Genomic DNA, 16423 nt, shown 5'->3' with positions numbered 1-16423 from the left:
AGAAAAGGGTGGGCAGATTTTTCAAGCAAACAATTCATGACGTTAATCTCCGCGGGCTGACCGTCCTGGTGCGGGTTGATTATAATGTGCCCTTGACTGCGACTGGTGGGATTGCCAGCGACTTACGAATTCGCGCTAGTTTGCCGACTCTGCGCTATCTATTAGAGCAACGCTGCAAGATTGTTTTGATGAGTCACCTCGGGCGGCCAAAGGGGGCCGATCCGACGTATAGCCTGCGTCCAGTGGCGCGCCGACTGGCTGAGCTGCTCGGGCGGCCAGTGCAGTTTATTGATGGCTGTGTCGGTGATAAACTTCGTCAAGCAGCGCGGCATATGGCAGCCGGCGACATACTGATGCTAGAAAATTTGCGGTTTTATGACGAGGAGTCGCGTGATGATACGGTGTTTGCCAAGGCAATTGCTCGGGCGGTGCGGCCGGATTATTTTGTGCAGGATGGTTTTGCGGTGGTACATCGAGCTCACGCCAGTACCCATGCGATTACGCTATACGTGCCGGGGCTAGCCGGTGACCTGTTGGTGCACGAATATACCGCGCTAACCGCAGCGATGTCACGTCCAGCGCGACCAGTAGTGGCGATTATTGGTGGTGTGAAAATTGCTGATAAGATTGCGCTGATTGAGCGGCTGATTGATAAAGCTGACACAATTTTGATTGGTGGGGCGATGGCCAATACCTTCCTCGCCTACCGCGGCCACAGGATGGGTCACAGCACAGTTGAGCCGGATCAAGAGCAAGTGCTCGCGGCCATCTACCACCGTGCTGCCGGGAAGGTTGGTGATGAACAGGTCGATCAGTTCTTGCGGCTACCTAGCGACGTAGCGGTGGCGTTGTCACCAGAAGCATCGGGTGATCGTCATGAAGTGTCGGTTGATGGGATCGGTGAGCATGAGATGGCGCTAGATATTGGTGCTCAGACGATGGCACAATTTGCCTCAGTGATTGCCTCGGCCAAAACAGTCATTTGGAATGGGCCGCTGGGGTACTCGACTAACCCGTTGTTTGCTCGAGGGTCGGCTCGGATCGCTGAAGCCATCGTACAAAACCACGGCGTCACCTCAATCATTGGCGGCGGCGATACGGCAGAGTTTGTCCTTAGGTGGGATGGGCATGACGGCAAGCAATTTTCGCATATTTCTACCGGTGGCGGGGCTAGCCTCGAGCTGATGAGCGGCAAAAAATTACCAGGTGTGGAAAGTTTACTAGACGCACACGGACTAAAATGATACACTAAACATAAGCATTATGACGCGAAAAACACTCATTATCGGCAACTGGAAGATGAACCTCACTATGCATGAGGCCAGTTTGTATTTACATAAGCTCATGGAGCAGCTGCCGGTGCGTCGTGACGTCGAGGTGGTGGTGGCGCCAACAATGTTGACCTTGCAGAGTTTGAGCTTGCAAATCAAGCGTCGGATCGTCAAGCTCGCCGCCCAGAATTGTTACTGGCGCGACCACGGTCCATACACCGGCGAGGTGCCGGCGTCGCATCTACATGGTATGGTTGACTATGTCATCATTGGTCACTCCGAGCGGCGACATATATTTATGGAGAGCGACAAGGATATTCGTTTCAAGGTACAGGCAGCACTGCGTAATCGACTTCAGCCGATTCTCTGCATTGGTGAAACGGCACACGAGCGGACGCTAGGCGAAACGCGCGAGGTGCTCCAGGATCAGATTGTAAATGGCCTGGCAAATATCACAGCCGAGGAGATAGACCATGTGGTGATCGCCTACGAGCCAGTATGGGCAATCGGTAGCGGCGAGTATGCGCAGCCGAGTGACCTTGCCAAGGTGCTCAAGGTGATTCGCCAGCAAATCACGCATTTATTTGGCAAGGAAGCAGCCGAGGCGGTACGCGTGGTGTATGGCGGCAGTGTCTCGGTTGATAATGCTAGTGATTATCTCGCAGTGGCGGGACTTGATGGACTGCTGATCGGTGGAGCGAGTCTGGACGCATATCAATTTACGGAGATAGTAAAGAAGGCGCATAAAGAATAGGGGGGCTTATGTCAGACATTGATTTTGACGAACTTGATCGGGCGGTGACGTCACTGATGCAGAAACGGGCAGAGAAAGAAGCGGCTCAGCAGGCGGCCGGTGTTGATACGGACGTGGCGACGTCGACGGCACCCGCGGCTAGTACTGCTGAAAATACGGTGAAGGCGTCGTCGCCTGAATCTGTTCAATCTAGCACCCCCGCTTCTCAGCCTGAACCAGCGACACCTCCGGTCGCGCCGCTAAGCCCTCAACCCAAGCCAGTTGCGCCGCAACCTGCGGTGTCATTATCAACGCCACCGAGCGCGCCAGTGGCTACCGCACCGCAGCCGATTGAGAAGTCTGAACCAACATCAACGCCGCCGTCGCCACTTACGTCACCGTCTTCGTCGGTAGCACCAGCAGCCCCTGCTCCGTCAGCCCCACCGTCGCCTGCCACCACGCCATCAACGCCGATTCCGCCATTGACCATCAAGCCGCTAACGCCTCCGTTGCCGACCACTGCACCGACAGCGACGCCAGCACCGCTGTCGACGCCCGTGTCTGCGCCTGTATCTCCAACTTCAGCCATGGCAACCGTACCCGCATCCGAGTCAACAAGTACCGATACGAGCAAGCCACCAGCCCCGGCCAAGACAACACAATCATCAGCCTCATCAAACACTCCAAGTGCGCCGCCAGCGGCTGCAGCAACACCGGCGCCGACTGCTGTCCCGATTTCTGTTACAAAGCCAGCGCCAAAGCCTGTCTCGAAGCTGACGCTCGAGCCGATACCGTCGTTCAAGACAACCTCGTCGCCTGTCCCGCCGTCGCCTACTTCGATACCAGAACCGCCGACCCGGTCAACAACCCCGGAGTCTAGTGATGACGAGCCACACAGTGAGTCACAGGGCGAGCCGCCGACCTCACTACAAGAATCATCCACCAGGGAGACGGCTTCACCGTCGACGGAAGCCAATGGATTTCCGCACGCCGCCTCAGAGACTAAACCAGCCGTGGTATTTCCAGATATCAAAACACCAGCTAAAAAGGCGGATGACCAGGCTGCCTCAGACGCACCGCAGGATAAAGTGACCGATACGTCAGCAGCGAAACCAACTGATGATTCTTCAGATACAAAACATGATGACGAGCCGGCCGTTGCTCCATCACCAGCTATTTCGCGTCGACCGTCTGGCCGTTTCATGGACGTTGTGCACCCATCGTCTGTCATGCGCGGGCATAGCGTTTCTCAGCCGCGCACTGGCGTGACGCTTCAGCCGACTGGCTCATATCTGTCCGGTCGGGCTGGTAATAACGGCCAGCAAGGCGTTAACATGACTGAAGATGCCGAGGACGCGTCAAGCGATATGATGGCGGATGATAACACCGCTCACTCACCGGCAGCTGATCGCGAGATTAAGCGCCGACCACCACGCCTCGTTCTGCAGCCCGATCCATCGCACGTAGCTGAAGGTCTGACGTCAGACAATGTGTCGCTCAATACCAAGGACGTGCCTGATTATGAGTCGATGGCGAGTGAAGCTGAGGCCAGTACCGACAGCGCCTTTATCGAGGAGGGCTTGCTGGCAGAGGACGCTCCGGCCAAGGCGGCTGATAGTGAAGGACTAACCATGGATGAATTAACGGCCGATGATGATCGTCTGGTGACGGATGCGGCGGCTGGAGACGAGGTAGTAGAACACCATGATGAGGCGGCTGATACTGACATTGCTGCTGATCGTACGAGCCTTGAAGCGACCATTGATGAAATTGAAGCCAGCGAGGTCAGTGAGCAACTCGACGCAGATGCTACATCGGTAGGCGCTTCGTCCAAGCAGCCCGCCGCTGATACATCAGAACTAGACAGTGAACTCATGGCGATCGAGTCGATGGATGAGAGTGGCGCTGAGATAGCTGGTGATGAGACGCCACGTCGACCGCACACTCCGGGCGATATTCCTCAGCAATACACGGCCGGTGACGAGATCGCACCAGATCCAGAGCCGATGTTTGATGCGGCAGCCAGCCAGCCAGCCACCGGGGAAGCGCTCCAGCCTGATAAGAAAAAATCTGGCATCGGTACCATTCTATTGATCATTCTCTTTGCCCTTATCGGCGTTGGTGGCGGTGCGGCAGCGTACTTTTTCCTGCTATACTATAAGTAATGGACATCCTATCTGAACTCAACCCCGAACAGCGGCGAGCCGTCCAGCATGATGGCGGGCCGCTGCTTATTTTAGCGGGAGCGGGGAGTGGTAAGACAAAAACCTTAACGCATCGCATCGCCTATCTGATTAGCCAGCGAGGGATTTTTCCCAGCCGCATCTTAGCGGTGACCTTCACCAACAAGGCTGCTCGAGAGATGCGTCAGCGCTTGGCTGATATGCTGGGCGAAGACGCCTCGGATCGACGCTTCATGCCGTGGATGGGGACATTTCATAGTATGTGTGTGCGGCTACTGAGGATAGACGGGATGTCAATTGGTCTCGGTCGTAATTTTATTATTTATGACGAAGATGATCGGCTGGGCCTCATTAAGCAGTTGATGAAATCGCGCGGGCTGACTGATCGCGACATCAAGCCACGCCGCATCGCTGCGGCTATTTCTGCGGCAAAAAATGACATGCTTTCCCCCGATGAGTATATGATGCAGGCGGTTGGCCCCGTCAAACAGCAAATGGCCGAATTATTTGCTGCGTACGAGGCCGCTATGCACCGGGCTGGGGCGCTCGATTTTGATGATTTATTGCTTAAGGCGGTGGAGCTACTGCGCTCCTCGCCTGACATCCGCCACAAATGGCAGCAGCAATTTCGCCACATTCTCGTCGACGAGTATCAAGATACCAATGCGGTGCAGTATGCGCTGATCAAGCTGCTAGTTGGTCCAGAGCACAACCTCTGTGTGGTCGGTGATGATGCGCAGTCAATTTATAGTTTTCGTGGCGCAGATTATACCAATATTCTTAACTTTGAGCGTGACTTTCCGGGCGCAGCGGTGATTAAACTAGAGCAAAATTACCGTTCAACGGGCGCGATTTTAACGGTGGCAAATAACTTAATCCAACATAACACCCAGCGCACCGACAAGAGCCTGTGGACAGAAGCAGTTGGCGGGATGACACCGCAATTATGGCGACTGTACAGCGAGGCCGAGGAGGCACAGGCAGTGGCTGACGAAATTCATCGCCAGGCCAGGATGGGCCGAGCCTATAGCGACATAGCGGTACTGTACCGCACCAACGCCCAGAGTTACGCCATAGAGCGCGCGCTGCGTCAACGACACATCCCCTACAAGATTGTGGGTGGCCTGCGGTTTCTGGATCGAGCAGTCGTCAAGGACGTACTGGCGTATCTTCGGTTATTATATCAACCCAGTGACCGCGTTAGCTTCACGCGAATCGTCAATCTACCAAAGCGTGGCATCGGCGCGGTGAGCGTGGCGAAATTTCTCGATTGGACCGATCAATCGGGTCGGAATATTATTGAGGGGCTGGTGGCGGTTGATGAGGCTACAGGGTTGAGCGCTCGTGTCAAGCAGCCGCTGCGGGTGTTCGGTCAATTGATGCAAAAATTACAACAGTTACTTGACAGGGCGCCGGCCGAGGCGATTGAACAAATTATTGAGCAGACCGGCTACGGCGAAGCGGTGAATGACGGCAGTGTGCAGGCCGAAGAGCGGCTGGAAAACCTCGGTGTTTTGGTGGCCGAGGCGCACGCCTATGCTGATGTATCGACATTCCTCGAAGACATGGCGCTGATGTCATCAAGTGATAGCCAAGCAGACCAGCAGGTCACCTTGATGACGCTACACGCTGCAAAGGGTCTGGAGTTTCCGGTGGTGTTTATGACTGGCTTGGAGGAAGGAATCTTGCCGCACGCACGGGTATTTGACAGCGGTAAAGCGGATGATGTTGAGGAGGAGCGCCGCCTCTGTTATGTGGGGATTACGCGGGCCCGAGAGGCGCTGTTTGTGACTTGTGCTAGTTCACGGACGCAGTTCGGTCAGATCGGCTATAATCTGCCGTCGCGATTTCTCGATGAGATGGGGCTGATGAGCGGCGGTCTGGATGCACCTGCCGCGCCGCCAGCTGGTGATGTGTTTTATACTGATGACATAGGTCTCGAGGTTGGTGAGCGGGTGCGAAGCCCACAATTTGGTGCGGGTGAGGTGGTGGATGTTGACGGGATGGCGGTGACGGTGCAATTTGCTGATGGTAATACGAAAAAGCTTAATGTAGAATTCGCCAGATTAGAGAAAATTTGATATAATACATAGCAGTTTGTGGCACTGCCCACGAGCGAGATTATGGAAAAGAGTTTATCTATTCGCTACCATTCAAAGAAGATTTTTCTATTGATCGGTTTGCTGGTGCTTGGAGTGACATTGATCCAGCTGGCGGATGCTGCACTGGCGCAGGGTACCGAGCGTCCATCACGGAGCGACGGCCAGCGTCTGATGAGTGTCTATGATAAGGGAGTCGAGAAAACAATTATCACTCGGGCAAAAACGGTGCGCGAGGCACTGAAGGCGGCGCGGATTGAGGTTGACGAGCGGCGAGATGTAGTAGAGCCGGCACTTAATGAAGAGCTGGTCGCTAGTTCATATAACGTTAATATTTTTCGGGCTCGGCCGGTAACGGTAGTCGATGGCCGGGCGCGTATTCGGCTAACTACGGCGGAGCAAACCCCGGCGGCGATTGCCAAAGCAGCGGGGATCAAACTCTATAGCGAGGACATCGTCGATATTCATGCCGCCGAAAACGTGGTTGCTAGCGGCACGAATGCAGTCTTGACCATCAAGCGGGCCACGCCACTACAGCTCAATCTCTACGGGTCACTGGCTGAAGTGCGCACCCACGCGAAAACCGTCGGCGCGCTACTCAAGGAAAAGCATGTCCAGCTGGCCAGCAACGACACCGTATCACTGCCGCTCGAGGCGCCGATTACCAGTGGTATGCGGCTGGATGTTTGGCGTAACGGTAAGCAGACAATTACCACTGATGAAGATGTCGCTTTTCCGGTTGAGACAGTGCGGGATGCCAATCGCGAGACGGGTCACAAGGAGGTGAAAGAGGCCGGCGAAAAGGGCCGGCGAACCGTGACCTATGAGATTGAGGTGCAAAATGGCAAGGAGGTGAGCCGTCGGGAGATTGCTAGCCAAGTAATAAAACAGCCTAAAAAACAAGTTGAAATTATCGGTACAAAGAATGCGGCTATGCCGTATACTGGTGGTGGTAATAAAGATCAATGGTTATCTTCGTCAAATATCCCGCGTGACCAATGGGGTTATGCCGAGTGGCTGGTGCAGAAAGAAAGTGGCTGGAATCCCAATGCTCGCAACCAGAGCGGTGCCTGCGGTCTCGCACAAGCGTTGCCATGTAGTAAAGTACCAGGAAATCCGCTCAACCCAGTCGATTCGCTAAATTGGATGCATGGTTACGTCATGGGGCGATATGGTTCATGGGAAAAAGCGGTGGCGCACAGCAAGGCCAGAGGGTGGTACTAGTAATTATTAGATAAATATGGTATAATACGTCCGTTAATTAGGTACTAGAGCAGAATGATGAAATGGTGGAAATGGCACATAGAGAAAGGCTGGCGGCCGGTTGTTCTGCTGGGCTGCTTCATGGCTTTCATAGCTGGTACGGTTGGCTTACTGCTATCGCAGCCTGTCCAGGCACAAGATAACCATGCCCAGTCGTCAGCGGAGCGGCTGGTGACGATTCATGACCGCGGTCGCGAGCAGACGATCATGACCCGAGCACGCACCGTACGCCAGGCGTTACAGCTGGCACGGGTAACGGTTGATGAGCGGCGTGACGTTGTTAAGCCAGACATTGATATGGAGCTGACAGGAACAACATTTACGGTGACAATTTTTCGGGCTCGGCCGGTGACGGTCATTGATGGTTCGCGGCGCTCACATATTACCACAGCGGAGCAGACGCCGCAGCGAATTGCCAAAGCGGCGGGGATCGCGCTGTATGTCGAGGATAAGGTTGAATTTATGACGAGCGATAATATGCTGCTGGATGGGACAAACATGCTGATGAACATTACCCGCGCGCCACTGCGAACAGTGACCGAGGAGGTTGATATTGACTTCCCTCTGGAGCAGATCAAGGATGCGAATCAGCCGATTGGTTTCAAGGAAATTAAGCAGCTGGGCGAAAAGGGTATTCGTACCGTGACTTACCAGGCCCAGGCCGAGCGTGGTGTTGAGATTAGCCGTAAGGAAATAAGTAGCCGTATCAGCAAACAGCCCAAAAAGCAAATCGAAGTGATCGGCACCAAGCCAAAAAATCCACTAACGAAGTCGAAGGGTGCGCATATCTTTACTGATTCACGCGGCGTGGCACACCGCGAAACTTACTATGACCTACCAATGAACGTCGTCATTAATGCGTGCGGCGGTGGTGGCTACACGGTGCGAGCAGACGGTGCCAAGGTGGACAAGGACGGTTATATTTTGGTGGCGGCAAATTACGGTAATTATCCGCGTTGTTCAGTGGTGGAAACCAGTATGGGCCCTGGCAAAGTGTATGATACTGGCGGTTTTGCGACGCGGCATCCGCATGGGTTTGATTTGGCGACTGACTGGACGAATGGGGACGGACGTTAGATGGCGTCAGCTCGTGGGCCGAAAAAAGAATTAGGCCAGCATTGGCTGCGCGACCCAGAGATTTTGGCGGAGATCGCCGAGGCGGCGGAACTTGGTGGGGATGATGTGGTGTTGGAAATTGGGCCGGGACTTGGCACGTTGACTAGTCGATTGTTAGCGCGAGCCGGGCGCGTGGTGGCGGTGGAGTTTGACGCGGATTTGGCACGCAAGTTGCCGGGGCAATTTCCTGGTAAAAACCTGGAAGTGATCAATGAAGATATTTTGCAATTTGATTTGAACCAACTACCAGCTGGTTATAAAGCGGTCGCTAATGTGCCCTACTATATCACTAGTAAAATTGTCGAGAAGTTGATGACGGCGGAAAATAAACCAAGTTTGGCGGTACTGTTGGTACAGAAAGAAGTCGCCCAGCGCATCGCGGCGGAGCCTGGTGAGATGAGTATTTTGGCAGTGAGTGCCCAGATTTTTGCCGAGGCAGAACTCGACATTGAAGTGCCGCGGCAATTTTTCACGCCGCCGCCAAAAGTTGATTCACAGGTGGTGATATTGAGAACCCGCACCGAACCACTAGTCGATTCTGAAGACCAAAAAGATTTTTTCCGCATCGTCAAAGCCGGTTTTTCGGCCAAGCGTAAGAAGCTACGTTCCAGTCTGAGCGGTGGACTGGGTGTTAGTAAAGACACCGCCGAACAGTTGCTGAAAACGGCTAGTATTTCACCTGATGTCCGTGCCGAAGATTTGGCAATTGACGATTGGCGGCGGCTACTGAGTGAGTGGCGGACGCAATGATTACAGCAGATCAGCCGACGTGTTTTCCCTCTAATCTGCTCATTGCGGTTTCATCGAAAGACGACGGCACCATGCTCAACCGTATTCGCGGTCGCCACGTAGCTGAGGTGCTGGAAAATCGGCGGCGGTTTTGCGATCAAATCGGTGTTAAGTATGACGACGTTGTTTATCAAGTGGTTTCATATGACCAAGGACAAACGTTTGATAATATCGCCGAAGTTGCTGAGTCTGATACGGTCAAATATAACAGCGAGGGGATTTTTGCTGACGCATTATATACCGAAGCGACTGGTGTCGGTTTATTTTTGCCAGTGGCGGACTGTATCGCTACGGTCATTTATGACCCAAAACGTCGGGCGCTGATGTTGGCGCATCTGGGTCGACATTCAACGGTCGCACAGTTGATGACAAGGGCAGTCCAGTATTTTGCCGAGCGTGGTAGTCAGGCAAAAGATTTGCAAATTTGGATGTCGCCAAGTATCACCCAGAAAAATTACCGTATGGATTATTTTAATCATACAAATGATATGAATTGGCAAAATTTCTGCCGTCAAACGGCTGACGGAATTTATCTGGACATGCAAGGATTCAATCGTTCGTTGGCCGTCCAGGCAGGCGTTCCGGCTAATAATATTGTCATTTCGCCAATTGATACAGCGGACAATCCAAATTATTTTTCGCACTCATCGGGTGATACGGCGGGGCGAATTGCAGTAGTAGCAATGATGCGCGGGTGAGCCCTCGGCGAACGCATATCGGTGAAAATTGTTCCAGATAATGATACAATGAGTAGCATGACTAAACAACACGCCTACATCACTACTGCTATTCCTTATGTCAACGGTTTGCCGCACATTGGGCACGCCATGGACTATATGTTGGCGGATGTGTGGACGCGCTATCAGCGGCAAAATGGCCGCGAGGTGCGTTTCCAGACAGGTGTGGATGAGCATGGCAATAAAATTGCTGCCAAGGCTGCTAGCCAAAACCAAACACCGCAGGCCTATGTCGATCAAATGCATGGTAACTTCCAGAACATGATTGCCGAGTTGAATATTTCGGCGACGGATTTTATCCGCACGACTGATCCGCATCACGTTAGCGCGGTGCAGTATATTTGGCAGCGGCTGGCAGCGGCTGGCTATATTTACAAAGACACGTATGAGGGCTGGTACTGCCAGGGTTGTGAGGCGTTCGTCACTGACAAGGAAGCAGCTGAAAATAATGGTGTTTGTCCCGATCACCAGGCGCCATACCAGCGGTTGAGTGAGGAAAATTATTATTTCAAAACCAGTGCTTTTTCGGACAATATTCGCCAGGCCATTGAATCAAATAAGATGAAAATTGTGCCAGAATTCCGCAAAAAAGAGTTTTTGGAATTGATGAAGGATGGCCTGAAAGATGTGTCGGTTTCGCGTCCGCGTAAGAACCTGAGCTGGGGTGTGCCAGTACCAGGCGATGACACGCAGGTGATGTATGTCTGGCTGGATGCGCTAAGCAATTACATCACGGTCATCGGCTATCCTGATCGAGCTGAGGAATGGCAGGCGTTTTGGCCGGCAGATGTACAGGTGATCGGCAAGGATATCCTTCGTTTTCATGCCGGGATTTGGCCGGCGATGTTAATGGCGCTGGACTTGCCACTGCCAAAGGTGCTGTTGGTACACGGATTTATCAACGTTGGCGGCACTAAAATGAGCAAGAGTCTCGGTAATGGCATTGGTCCAGCTGACATCATCCCGCACTACGGCGTTGAGGCCTTTCGCTATTATTTCCTGCGTCATGTGCCGACGCAAGATGACGGTGACTTTACCTGGGAGAAATTTGAAGCGGCCTACAACGGCGAGCTGGGCAATGACCTGGGTAATTTGGTGCAGCGGGTGGCAAAGATGGTGCAGAGTTATCAAGCCGGCGTTATTGGCGATGCGCCGCAGTCTGAACACGATATGGGGCCGTACCGTGCTGATATGGAATCTTTGAACTTTAATCTAGCAATTGATGAAATTTGGCAGATTATCCGTTCATTGAATCAATATATTGAGCGCGTGCAACCATGGCAAGTTGCCAAAAAGCGCGCCAAGGATCCAGAGGCGGAAGCACATTTGGGCGAGATTTTGGCGCATGCTTGCGGCACATTACTGCAGGTCTCTGATATGCTTCGTCCATTTATGCCGCAAACCGCTGAGAAAATTCACGACATGTTTGCCAGTGGCGTTGTGCCATCACAGCTGACCCCACTGTTTCCACGCAAATATCTCCACACGCCTGATCCACGTGCACCAAAAGCAGAAAACCAGGGTAAATAATAATGAGTCTGACGGCGGAGAATAGTATGGCGGCAGACTTACGCTTGATTGACTCGCATTGTCATTTGCATGATACCGAGTTTTTCGTGGATAATCGCGAGGAATTATACCAGCAGTCAATTGCAGCGGGCATCGGTATGATTTGTGTTGGCACTGATGAGCGCAGTAGCCAACAGGCAGTGGAATTTGCTGCGAACCACGACCACGTGTGGGCAGCAGTTGGTGTTCATCCGCATGACAGCAAGGATGGTTGGGGCGACGTTGAGCGGCTACTGAAAGCCAGAGCGGAGGATTCACCAATTGTGGCGATTGGTGAGATTGGCCTTGATTATTATTACCATCACAGCCCGCGCGAGGTGCAAATTCAGGCACTAGAGGCGCAGCTGCAGCTGGCGGTGGATTATAGTCTGCCGGTTAGTTTTCATGTGCGTGATGGTGCACCTGACCAGCCGTCGGTGTGGGGTGATTTTTGGCCGATTTTTGATAATTTTCATGGTCTGCGCGGTGTGCTACACAGTTTTACTGATACACGCGCCAACTTAGAGAAGGGATTTGCTCGCGGACTGTACGTTGGTTTAAATGGCATTAGCACGTTCACTAAAGACCAAGCGCAGCGAGAATTATTTGCTTCCATCCCACTGGAACGATTATTGTTAGAAACTGATGCACCATTCTTGACACCAAAGCCATTTCGTGGTAAGCTGAATAAGCCAGAATATGTGGAGTTGGTGGCAAAGTATTGGGCGGCGGAGCGCAAGCTAGTGCTTCACGACCTCGAAAAAGTAGCGACCGATAACACGGTAACACTTTTTGGCTTGTAACAGTGGAGAGATAATGAATCAGCAGCCAAGACCAATCACAGAAATGATGTCGATTCAAAAGGCGCGGGCCGAAGCGCTGGATTTGGCGACGCAAGCACACCCAGAGCGATCGCAGCGAGTAACGCCGCGTCTGTCCGAAGCGGCGGTGCGTGGTAGTGCCGAGGTGATTGATAGTACAGCCGAGTCGGTAATGATATCACTAGCGGAACGGCGCAAGCTAGAAGAATTAGTTGAAGAATGTTTGCGAACTGTTGAAGCAATTGGTGGGCGCATCGAGACATATCGAGCGGATTATAATACAATCGCGGAAAGCACATTCAATGCATCCGACGCTATGCCAAAAAATCATAGAAATAATCATACCTTAGCAGCCTAGAAAGGAGGTGCTTCATGCCAACGATTCTCAAAAAAGCCCTTGGTCTCGTCTTGGCGGATAACACACGCCTTTCGCGCTCATCTAAGCCAGCGAAGCCGGCCCACACTGCCTCAGCGCCAAAGGTCCCGAAATCGACACGCTCGCTGCTGCGACTTACCCGTAAAGATCGGCCACTGAAGAAATTAACTGAGCGCGAACTAATTCAACTGGAGAGTGAAATTGGCGCAACGATTTTCGGTGACAAGCCCGACCACGTCGTCCGGCGGACGTTCTTTAACCTCGATAAAACGACGTGGATTTGGCACGAAGAAGTGATGGGCAAGGACGGCAAGCGTCATGAGCTGACGACGCGCTATGAGGTGCAGCCGAAGGGTATCTTGAAAATCCAGCCTAACTATCAGTATAACTATCTCGAAGGCCAGGAGCTACAAAACTTTGTGCTGGCAGTCAATGAATATCATGAACGGGTAGCGCGTCAGTTATATAATCGCGATCCGAAAACTGGACAGTTGGTGTAGTCGCCATCTGGGCCGCTTGGTATAATAGTATGTGTGGAATCCTCTATGATATATCTTGATCACGCTGCTGCTACGCCGATGGATCCGTTGGTGGTTGAGGCAATGCGGCCGTATTTTTCTGAGAAGTTCTTTAATCCGTCCAGTCCATATGCACCGGCGGTCGCCGTCAAGCGTGACTACCGTGAGGCAAAATCGCGCATCGCGCGGGTGCTGGGTGTGGCTGCGGATGAATTAGTGATGACGGCTGGTGCTACGGAGTCAATCAATCTGGCGTTTACCGCGGCGGGTGGTGTGAGTTTGATCTCGGCCATTGAACATAGTTCAGTTATCAATTCTGCAAAAGCGCGCTCGGACGTTCGGCTTATCCCGCCGATGAACAATGGACGCATCGATCCGCAGGCTGTCAAAAAACTGTTAACGCCAGATGTTAGTTTTATGAGCATCGCGCTGGCGAATCATGAGCTGGGGTATATCCAGCCCGTTGAAGAGATCGCGGAAGTTGTGAGGCTCGAGCGCATTCGGCGCCAAGAACATGGCGAATCAACGCCGCTTATATTTCATACCGACGCTTCGCAGACCGCAGCGCTGATGGATGTGAAAATTAAACGGCTGGGTGTTGATTTGTTGACGCTATCGGCGGCAAAAGTTTACGGGCCGAAACAGGTTGGTTTGCTATGGATACGGCCGGGCGTCAAGCTACAGCCGAACGTTGTTGGCGGCGGGCAGGAGGCGGGTCTGCGCAGCGGCACGGAAAATGTGGCTGGCGTGGTCGGCTTTGCGACGGCGCTGGAGTTAGCTGCCAAGCGTCGCAGCGGTGAAGTAAAACGGCTGCGAGAACTGCGTGATACGTTAGTAAAAAAGCTATTAGCGGCTTTTCCTGACATGATTATTTCCTCTGATCAGAAAAAATCGCTGGTTAATTTCCTCAATATTTCGTTTCCTGGTGTTGACGCCGAGCGATTAGTGTTTTTATTGGAAGCGCGTGGCGTGCTGGTGGCGACAGGTAGTGCCTGTGCGGCTAATTCGGGGACGAAATCGCATGTTTTGACGGCGATTGGGCTAAGTGATGCGGCGATTGATGGTAGTCTGCGGCTGACGTTGGGGCGGCTGAACGATGAGACTAATGTGTGTCAGGCGGCAGAGTTAATCATTGGGGCGGTGCGGCGCGAGAAGGCGAGGATGCAGTGATTCATCGGTTAATCGGCTTGGTATTAATTGCGATCGCAGTCATTGTCGGCCTGAGCTATTATTTGTCGCCGGATGACTTGAAAGATTGTCCACGCCCGGGCTCGGGGCAATGTCAAAAAGCGGGCGCCATCATTGTCATCAGCGGCGGTGACACGGAAGCGCGCACGGCTGAGGCAGTCAAATTATATCAAGCTGGCTGGGCGCCGACTATTATCTTGTCCGGTGCTGCAGCCGATAAATCCGGCCCGTCTAACGCCGCCGCCATGAGAAAACAAGCCGAAGCGGCGGGTGTGTCAGCTGCGGCCTTGGTGATGGATGAACGTTCAGAAACCACCAAGCAGAATGCCCAAGAAGTGGCAAACATCATAGCGCAGCGTGGCATCAAGCGTGTCATTCTGGTCACCAGCGGCTATCACATGCGGCGGGCACTGGCCGAGTTTTCAGCACAACTGCCGAACGTTGAACTGCGGGCGCATCCGGCGGCGCAGGATAAGCATTGGAGTGCATGGTGGTGGCTGACACCGTGGGGCTGGTGGCTGGCGGTCGGCGAATTGCTGCGGATCGGTTTATTTGCCTTAGGAGTGTCGCGCTGATGGCTCGGGTATTCGTCGGTATGTCAGGCGGCGTTGATTCGTCGGTAGCGGCAGCGCTATTGGTCGAGCAAGGTAACGACGTCACTGGCGTCTATATGAAAAATTGGTCAGAGGATTTGCCGGGTATGCACTGTCCATGGGCGGAAGATGTGGCTGATGCCAAGCGCGTGGCAGTGGGGCTGGGAATTGATTTTCAAGTGTTTGATTTTCAGAAAGAGTACAAGCAAAATGTCGTTGACTATATGATCCGCGAATACCAAGCGGGTCGCACGCCAAACCCTGATGTAATGTGTAATCAAGAGGTGAAGTTTAAGTTATTTTTGGAAGCGTCGTTGGCAGCGGGTGCGGAGTATATTGCGACGGGGCATTATGCACGCACTTTTTCTCCCGCGGGTACTGTCGCTCGGTCCGCCCCTGAAAATTTTTCGGGTGAGCTGAAAACATTTTCGGGCGCTACCCCGCCTCGCGCCACCCGCAGAGCAGATTCTTGTTTGAGCGAGGGTCGACTATTCCGGGCTCACGATGACAATAAAGACCAAACCTATTTTCTGTACCGCGTGACGTCCGAGGCGCTAGCAAAAACCATGTTTCCGCTGGGTGATTTTACCAAGGCTGAGGTGCGTGAGATGGCCAAAGAGCGGGGCTTGTGGACGGCCAGCAAAAAGGAGTCGATGGGGATTTGCTTTGTTGGGCAAGTGGGAATTCGTGAGTTTTTGTCAGAATATGTCGAGACGAGCCCTGGCGATATCATCGACCAGCCAACGGGCGCGGTTGTCGGCCGGCATGATGGCGCAATTTTCTATACCCTGGGGCAGCGGCATGGCCTGAATGTTGGTGGCGGCTTGCCGTACTATGTCGTCGGCAAAGATATGGCCAAGAATGAAGTTTACGTGTCCCGCTCAATTGATGATGATAATTTGTGGCGGAAAGGATTGACACTGGCTGACGTTCACTGGATTAACCAGCCGCCAAAAGACGGCACCTACCACATCCGAGTGCGACACCGAGCGCCATTGATCAAGGCGGAAGTTACACGTGTGAATAATAATGATGGCGAGAAAATAACGATTGCCCTGTCTGAACCGCAGCGCGCCGTCGCCCCAGGTCAGTCAGCCGTAATATATGACGGCGAGGAATGTTTGGGTGGCGGGATTATTTGCTAAGTCATTTAATAGATTACTGTTGCTATCGCTCCGTCTCTGGATT

General features: G+C 53.0%; 16 protein-coding genes. 15 read left to right on the top strand and 1 reads right to left on the bottom strand.

All coding sequences use genetic code 11. The features are described 5' to 3' along the window. Nucleotides 1–8: 8 nt before the first annotated feature. On the top strand, nucleotides 9–1244 hold the full coding sequence (gene pgk, locus GWK76_02860) for a phosphoglycerate kinase (protein ID QHU92241.1): 1236 nt from the start codon (nucleotides 9–11) through the stop codon (nucleotides 1242–1244). Between the two features lie 16 nt (nucleotides 1245–1260). Next, nucleotides 1261–2025 (top strand): triose-phosphate isomerase, encoded by a 765-nt coding sequence (locus GWK76_02855; protein QHU92566.1) that lies wholly within the window; start codon nucleotides 1261–1263, stop codon nucleotides 2023–2025. A gap of 247 nt (nucleotides 2026–2272) precedes the next feature. Here GWK76_02855 and GWK76_02850 read toward each other — a convergent pair whose 3' ends face one another. After that, nucleotides 2273–2947 carry a hypothetical protein gene (locus tag GWK76_02850; protein ID QHU92240.1) on the bottom strand — a complete coding sequence of 225 codons (675 nt, stop codon included), beginning with the start codon at nucleotides 2945–2947 and terminating at the stop codon, nucleotides 2273–2275. Between the two features lie 70 nt (nucleotides 2948–3017). On the opposite strand from GWK76_02850, the gene GWK76_02845 reads away from it, so the two are divergent. The 13 genes from GWK76_02845 to GWK76_02785 are packed head-to-tail and all read left to right on the top strand — an operon-like array spanning nucleotide 3018 to nucleotide 16380. Then, on the top strand, nucleotides 3018–4169 hold the full coding sequence (locus GWK76_02845) for a hypothetical protein (protein QHU92239.1): 1152 nt from the start codon (nucleotides 3018–3020) through the stop codon (nucleotides 4167–4169). 5 nt (nucleotides 4170–4174) lie between these two features. Continuing rightward, entirely contained in the window at nucleotides 4175–6268 is a 2094-nt protein-coding gene (locus GWK76_02840) for a UvrD-helicase domain-containing protein (GenBank protein ID QHU92565.1), read from the top strand. A gap of 42 nt (nucleotides 6269–6310) precedes the next feature. Next, nucleotides 6311–7510, top strand: a complete 1200-nt coding sequence (locus GWK76_02835; protein QHU92238.1) for a DUF348 domain-containing protein — start codon at nucleotides 6311–6313, stop codon at nucleotides 7508–7510. 54 nt (nucleotides 7511–7564) lie between these two features. After that, entirely contained in the window at nucleotides 7565–8626 is a 1062-nt protein-coding gene (locus tag GWK76_02830; GenBank protein QHU92237.1) for a DUF348 domain-containing protein, read from the top strand. After that, nucleotides 8627–9415 (top strand): ribosomal RNA small subunit methyltransferase A, encoded by a 789-nt coding sequence (rsmA, locus tag GWK76_02825; GenBank protein QHU92236.1) that lies wholly within the window; start codon nucleotides 8627–8629, stop codon nucleotides 9413–9415. Then, nucleotides 9412–10152 (top strand): hypothetical protein, encoded by a 741-nt coding sequence (locus GWK76_02820; GenBank protein QHU92235.1) that lies wholly within the window; start codon nucleotides 9412–9414, stop codon nucleotides 10150–10152. The genes rsmA and GWK76_02820 overlap by 4 nt, the downstream gene beginning before the upstream one ends. 57 nt (nucleotides 10153–10209) lie before the next feature. Continuing rightward, nucleotides 10210–11721: a methionine--tRNA ligase gene (locus GWK76_02815; protein QHU92234.1), complete on the top strand. Its 1512-nt coding sequence runs from the start codon at nucleotides 10210–10212 to the stop codon at nucleotides 11719–11721. Between the two features lie 26 nt (nucleotides 11722–11747). Then, entirely contained in the window at nucleotides 11748–12542 is a 795-nt protein-coding gene (locus GWK76_02810; protein ID QHU92233.1) for a preprotein translocase, read from the top strand. Between the two features lie 13 nt (nucleotides 12543–12555). Further along, the gene (locus GWK76_02805) at nucleotides 12556–12918 is read left to right on the top strand and encodes a hypothetical protein (GenBank protein ID QHU92232.1); all 363 of its coding nucleotides are present in this window, start codon (nucleotides 12556–12558) and stop codon (nucleotides 12916–12918) included. Nucleotides 12919–12932: 14 nt separating this feature from the next. Continuing rightward, nucleotides 12933–13436, top strand: a complete 504-nt coding sequence (locus GWK76_02800) for a hypothetical protein (protein QHU92231.1) — start codon at nucleotides 12933–12935, stop codon at nucleotides 13434–13436. A 45-nt stretch (nucleotides 13437–13481) separates the two neighbouring features. Continuing rightward, nucleotides 13482–14624 carry an aminotransferase class V-fold PLP-dependent enzyme gene (locus GWK76_02795; protein QHU92230.1) on the top strand — a complete coding sequence of 381 codons (1143 nt, stop codon included), beginning with the start codon at nucleotides 13482–13484 and terminating at the stop codon, nucleotides 14622–14624. Beyond that, nucleotides 14621–15217: a YdcF family protein gene (locus tag GWK76_02790; protein ID QHU92564.1), complete on the top strand. Its 597-nt coding sequence runs from the start codon at nucleotides 14621–14623 to the stop codon at nucleotides 15215–15217. Before GWK76_02795 ends, GWK76_02790 begins: the two co-directional genes overlap by 4 nt. Beyond that, nucleotides 15217–16380 (top strand): tRNA 2-thiouridine(34) synthase MnmA, encoded by a 1164-nt coding sequence (locus GWK76_02785; GenBank protein QHU92563.1) that lies wholly within the window; start codon nucleotides 15217–15219, stop codon nucleotides 16378–16380. The genes GWK76_02790 and GWK76_02785 overlap by 1 nt, the downstream gene beginning before the upstream one ends. The last annotated feature ends 43 nt before the right edge of the window (nucleotides 16381–16423 follow it).

The sequence above is a fragment of the Candidatus Saccharibacteria bacterium oral taxon 488 genome, from assembly GCA_010202465.1.
In the GTDB taxonomy this organism is placed as follows: Bacteria; Patescibacteriota; Saccharimonadia; order Saccharimonadales; family Saccharimonadaceae; genus Nanosynbacter.
Note: the sequence above shows the minus strand (reverse complement) of the source record. Positions and strands in the feature narration are given on the sequence as shown.

Coding starts and splice junctions, on each gene's coding strand:
- GWK76_02835 (QHU92238.1), top strand. CDS start 6,311: ATGGAAAAGAGTTTATCTATTCGCTACCATTCAAAGAAGATTTTTCTA.
- GWK76_02830 (QHU92237.1), top strand. CDS start 7,565: ATGATGAAATGGTGGAAATGGCACATAGAGAAAGGCTGGCGGCCGGTT.
- rsmA (QHU92236.1), top strand. CDS start 8,627: ATGGCGTCAGCTCGTGGGCCGAAAAAAGAATTAGGCCAGCATTGGCTG.
- GWK76_02820 (QHU92235.1), top strand. CDS start 9,412: ATGATTACAGCAGATCAGCCGACGTGTTTTCCCTCTAATCTGCTCATT.
- GWK76_02815 (QHU92234.1), top strand. CDS start 10,210: ATGACTAAACAACACGCCTACATCACTACTGCTATTCCTTATGTCAAC.
- GWK76_02810 (QHU92233.1), top strand. CDS start 11,748: ATGGCGGCAGACTTACGCTTGATTGACTCGCATTGTCATTTGCATGAT.
- GWK76_02805 (QHU92232.1), top strand. CDS start 12,556: ATGAATCAGCAGCCAAGACCAATCACAGAAATGATGTCGATTCAAAAG.
- GWK76_02800 (QHU92231.1), top strand. CDS start 12,933: ATGCCAACGATTCTCAAAAAAGCCCTTGGTCTCGTCTTGGCGGATAAC.
- GWK76_02795 (QHU92230.1), top strand. CDS start 13,482: ATGATATATCTTGATCACGCTGCTGCTACGCCGATGGATCCGTTGGTG.
- GWK76_02785 (QHU92563.1), top strand. CDS start 15,217: ATGGCTCGGGTATTCGTCGGTATGTCAGGCGGCGTTGATTCGTCGGTA.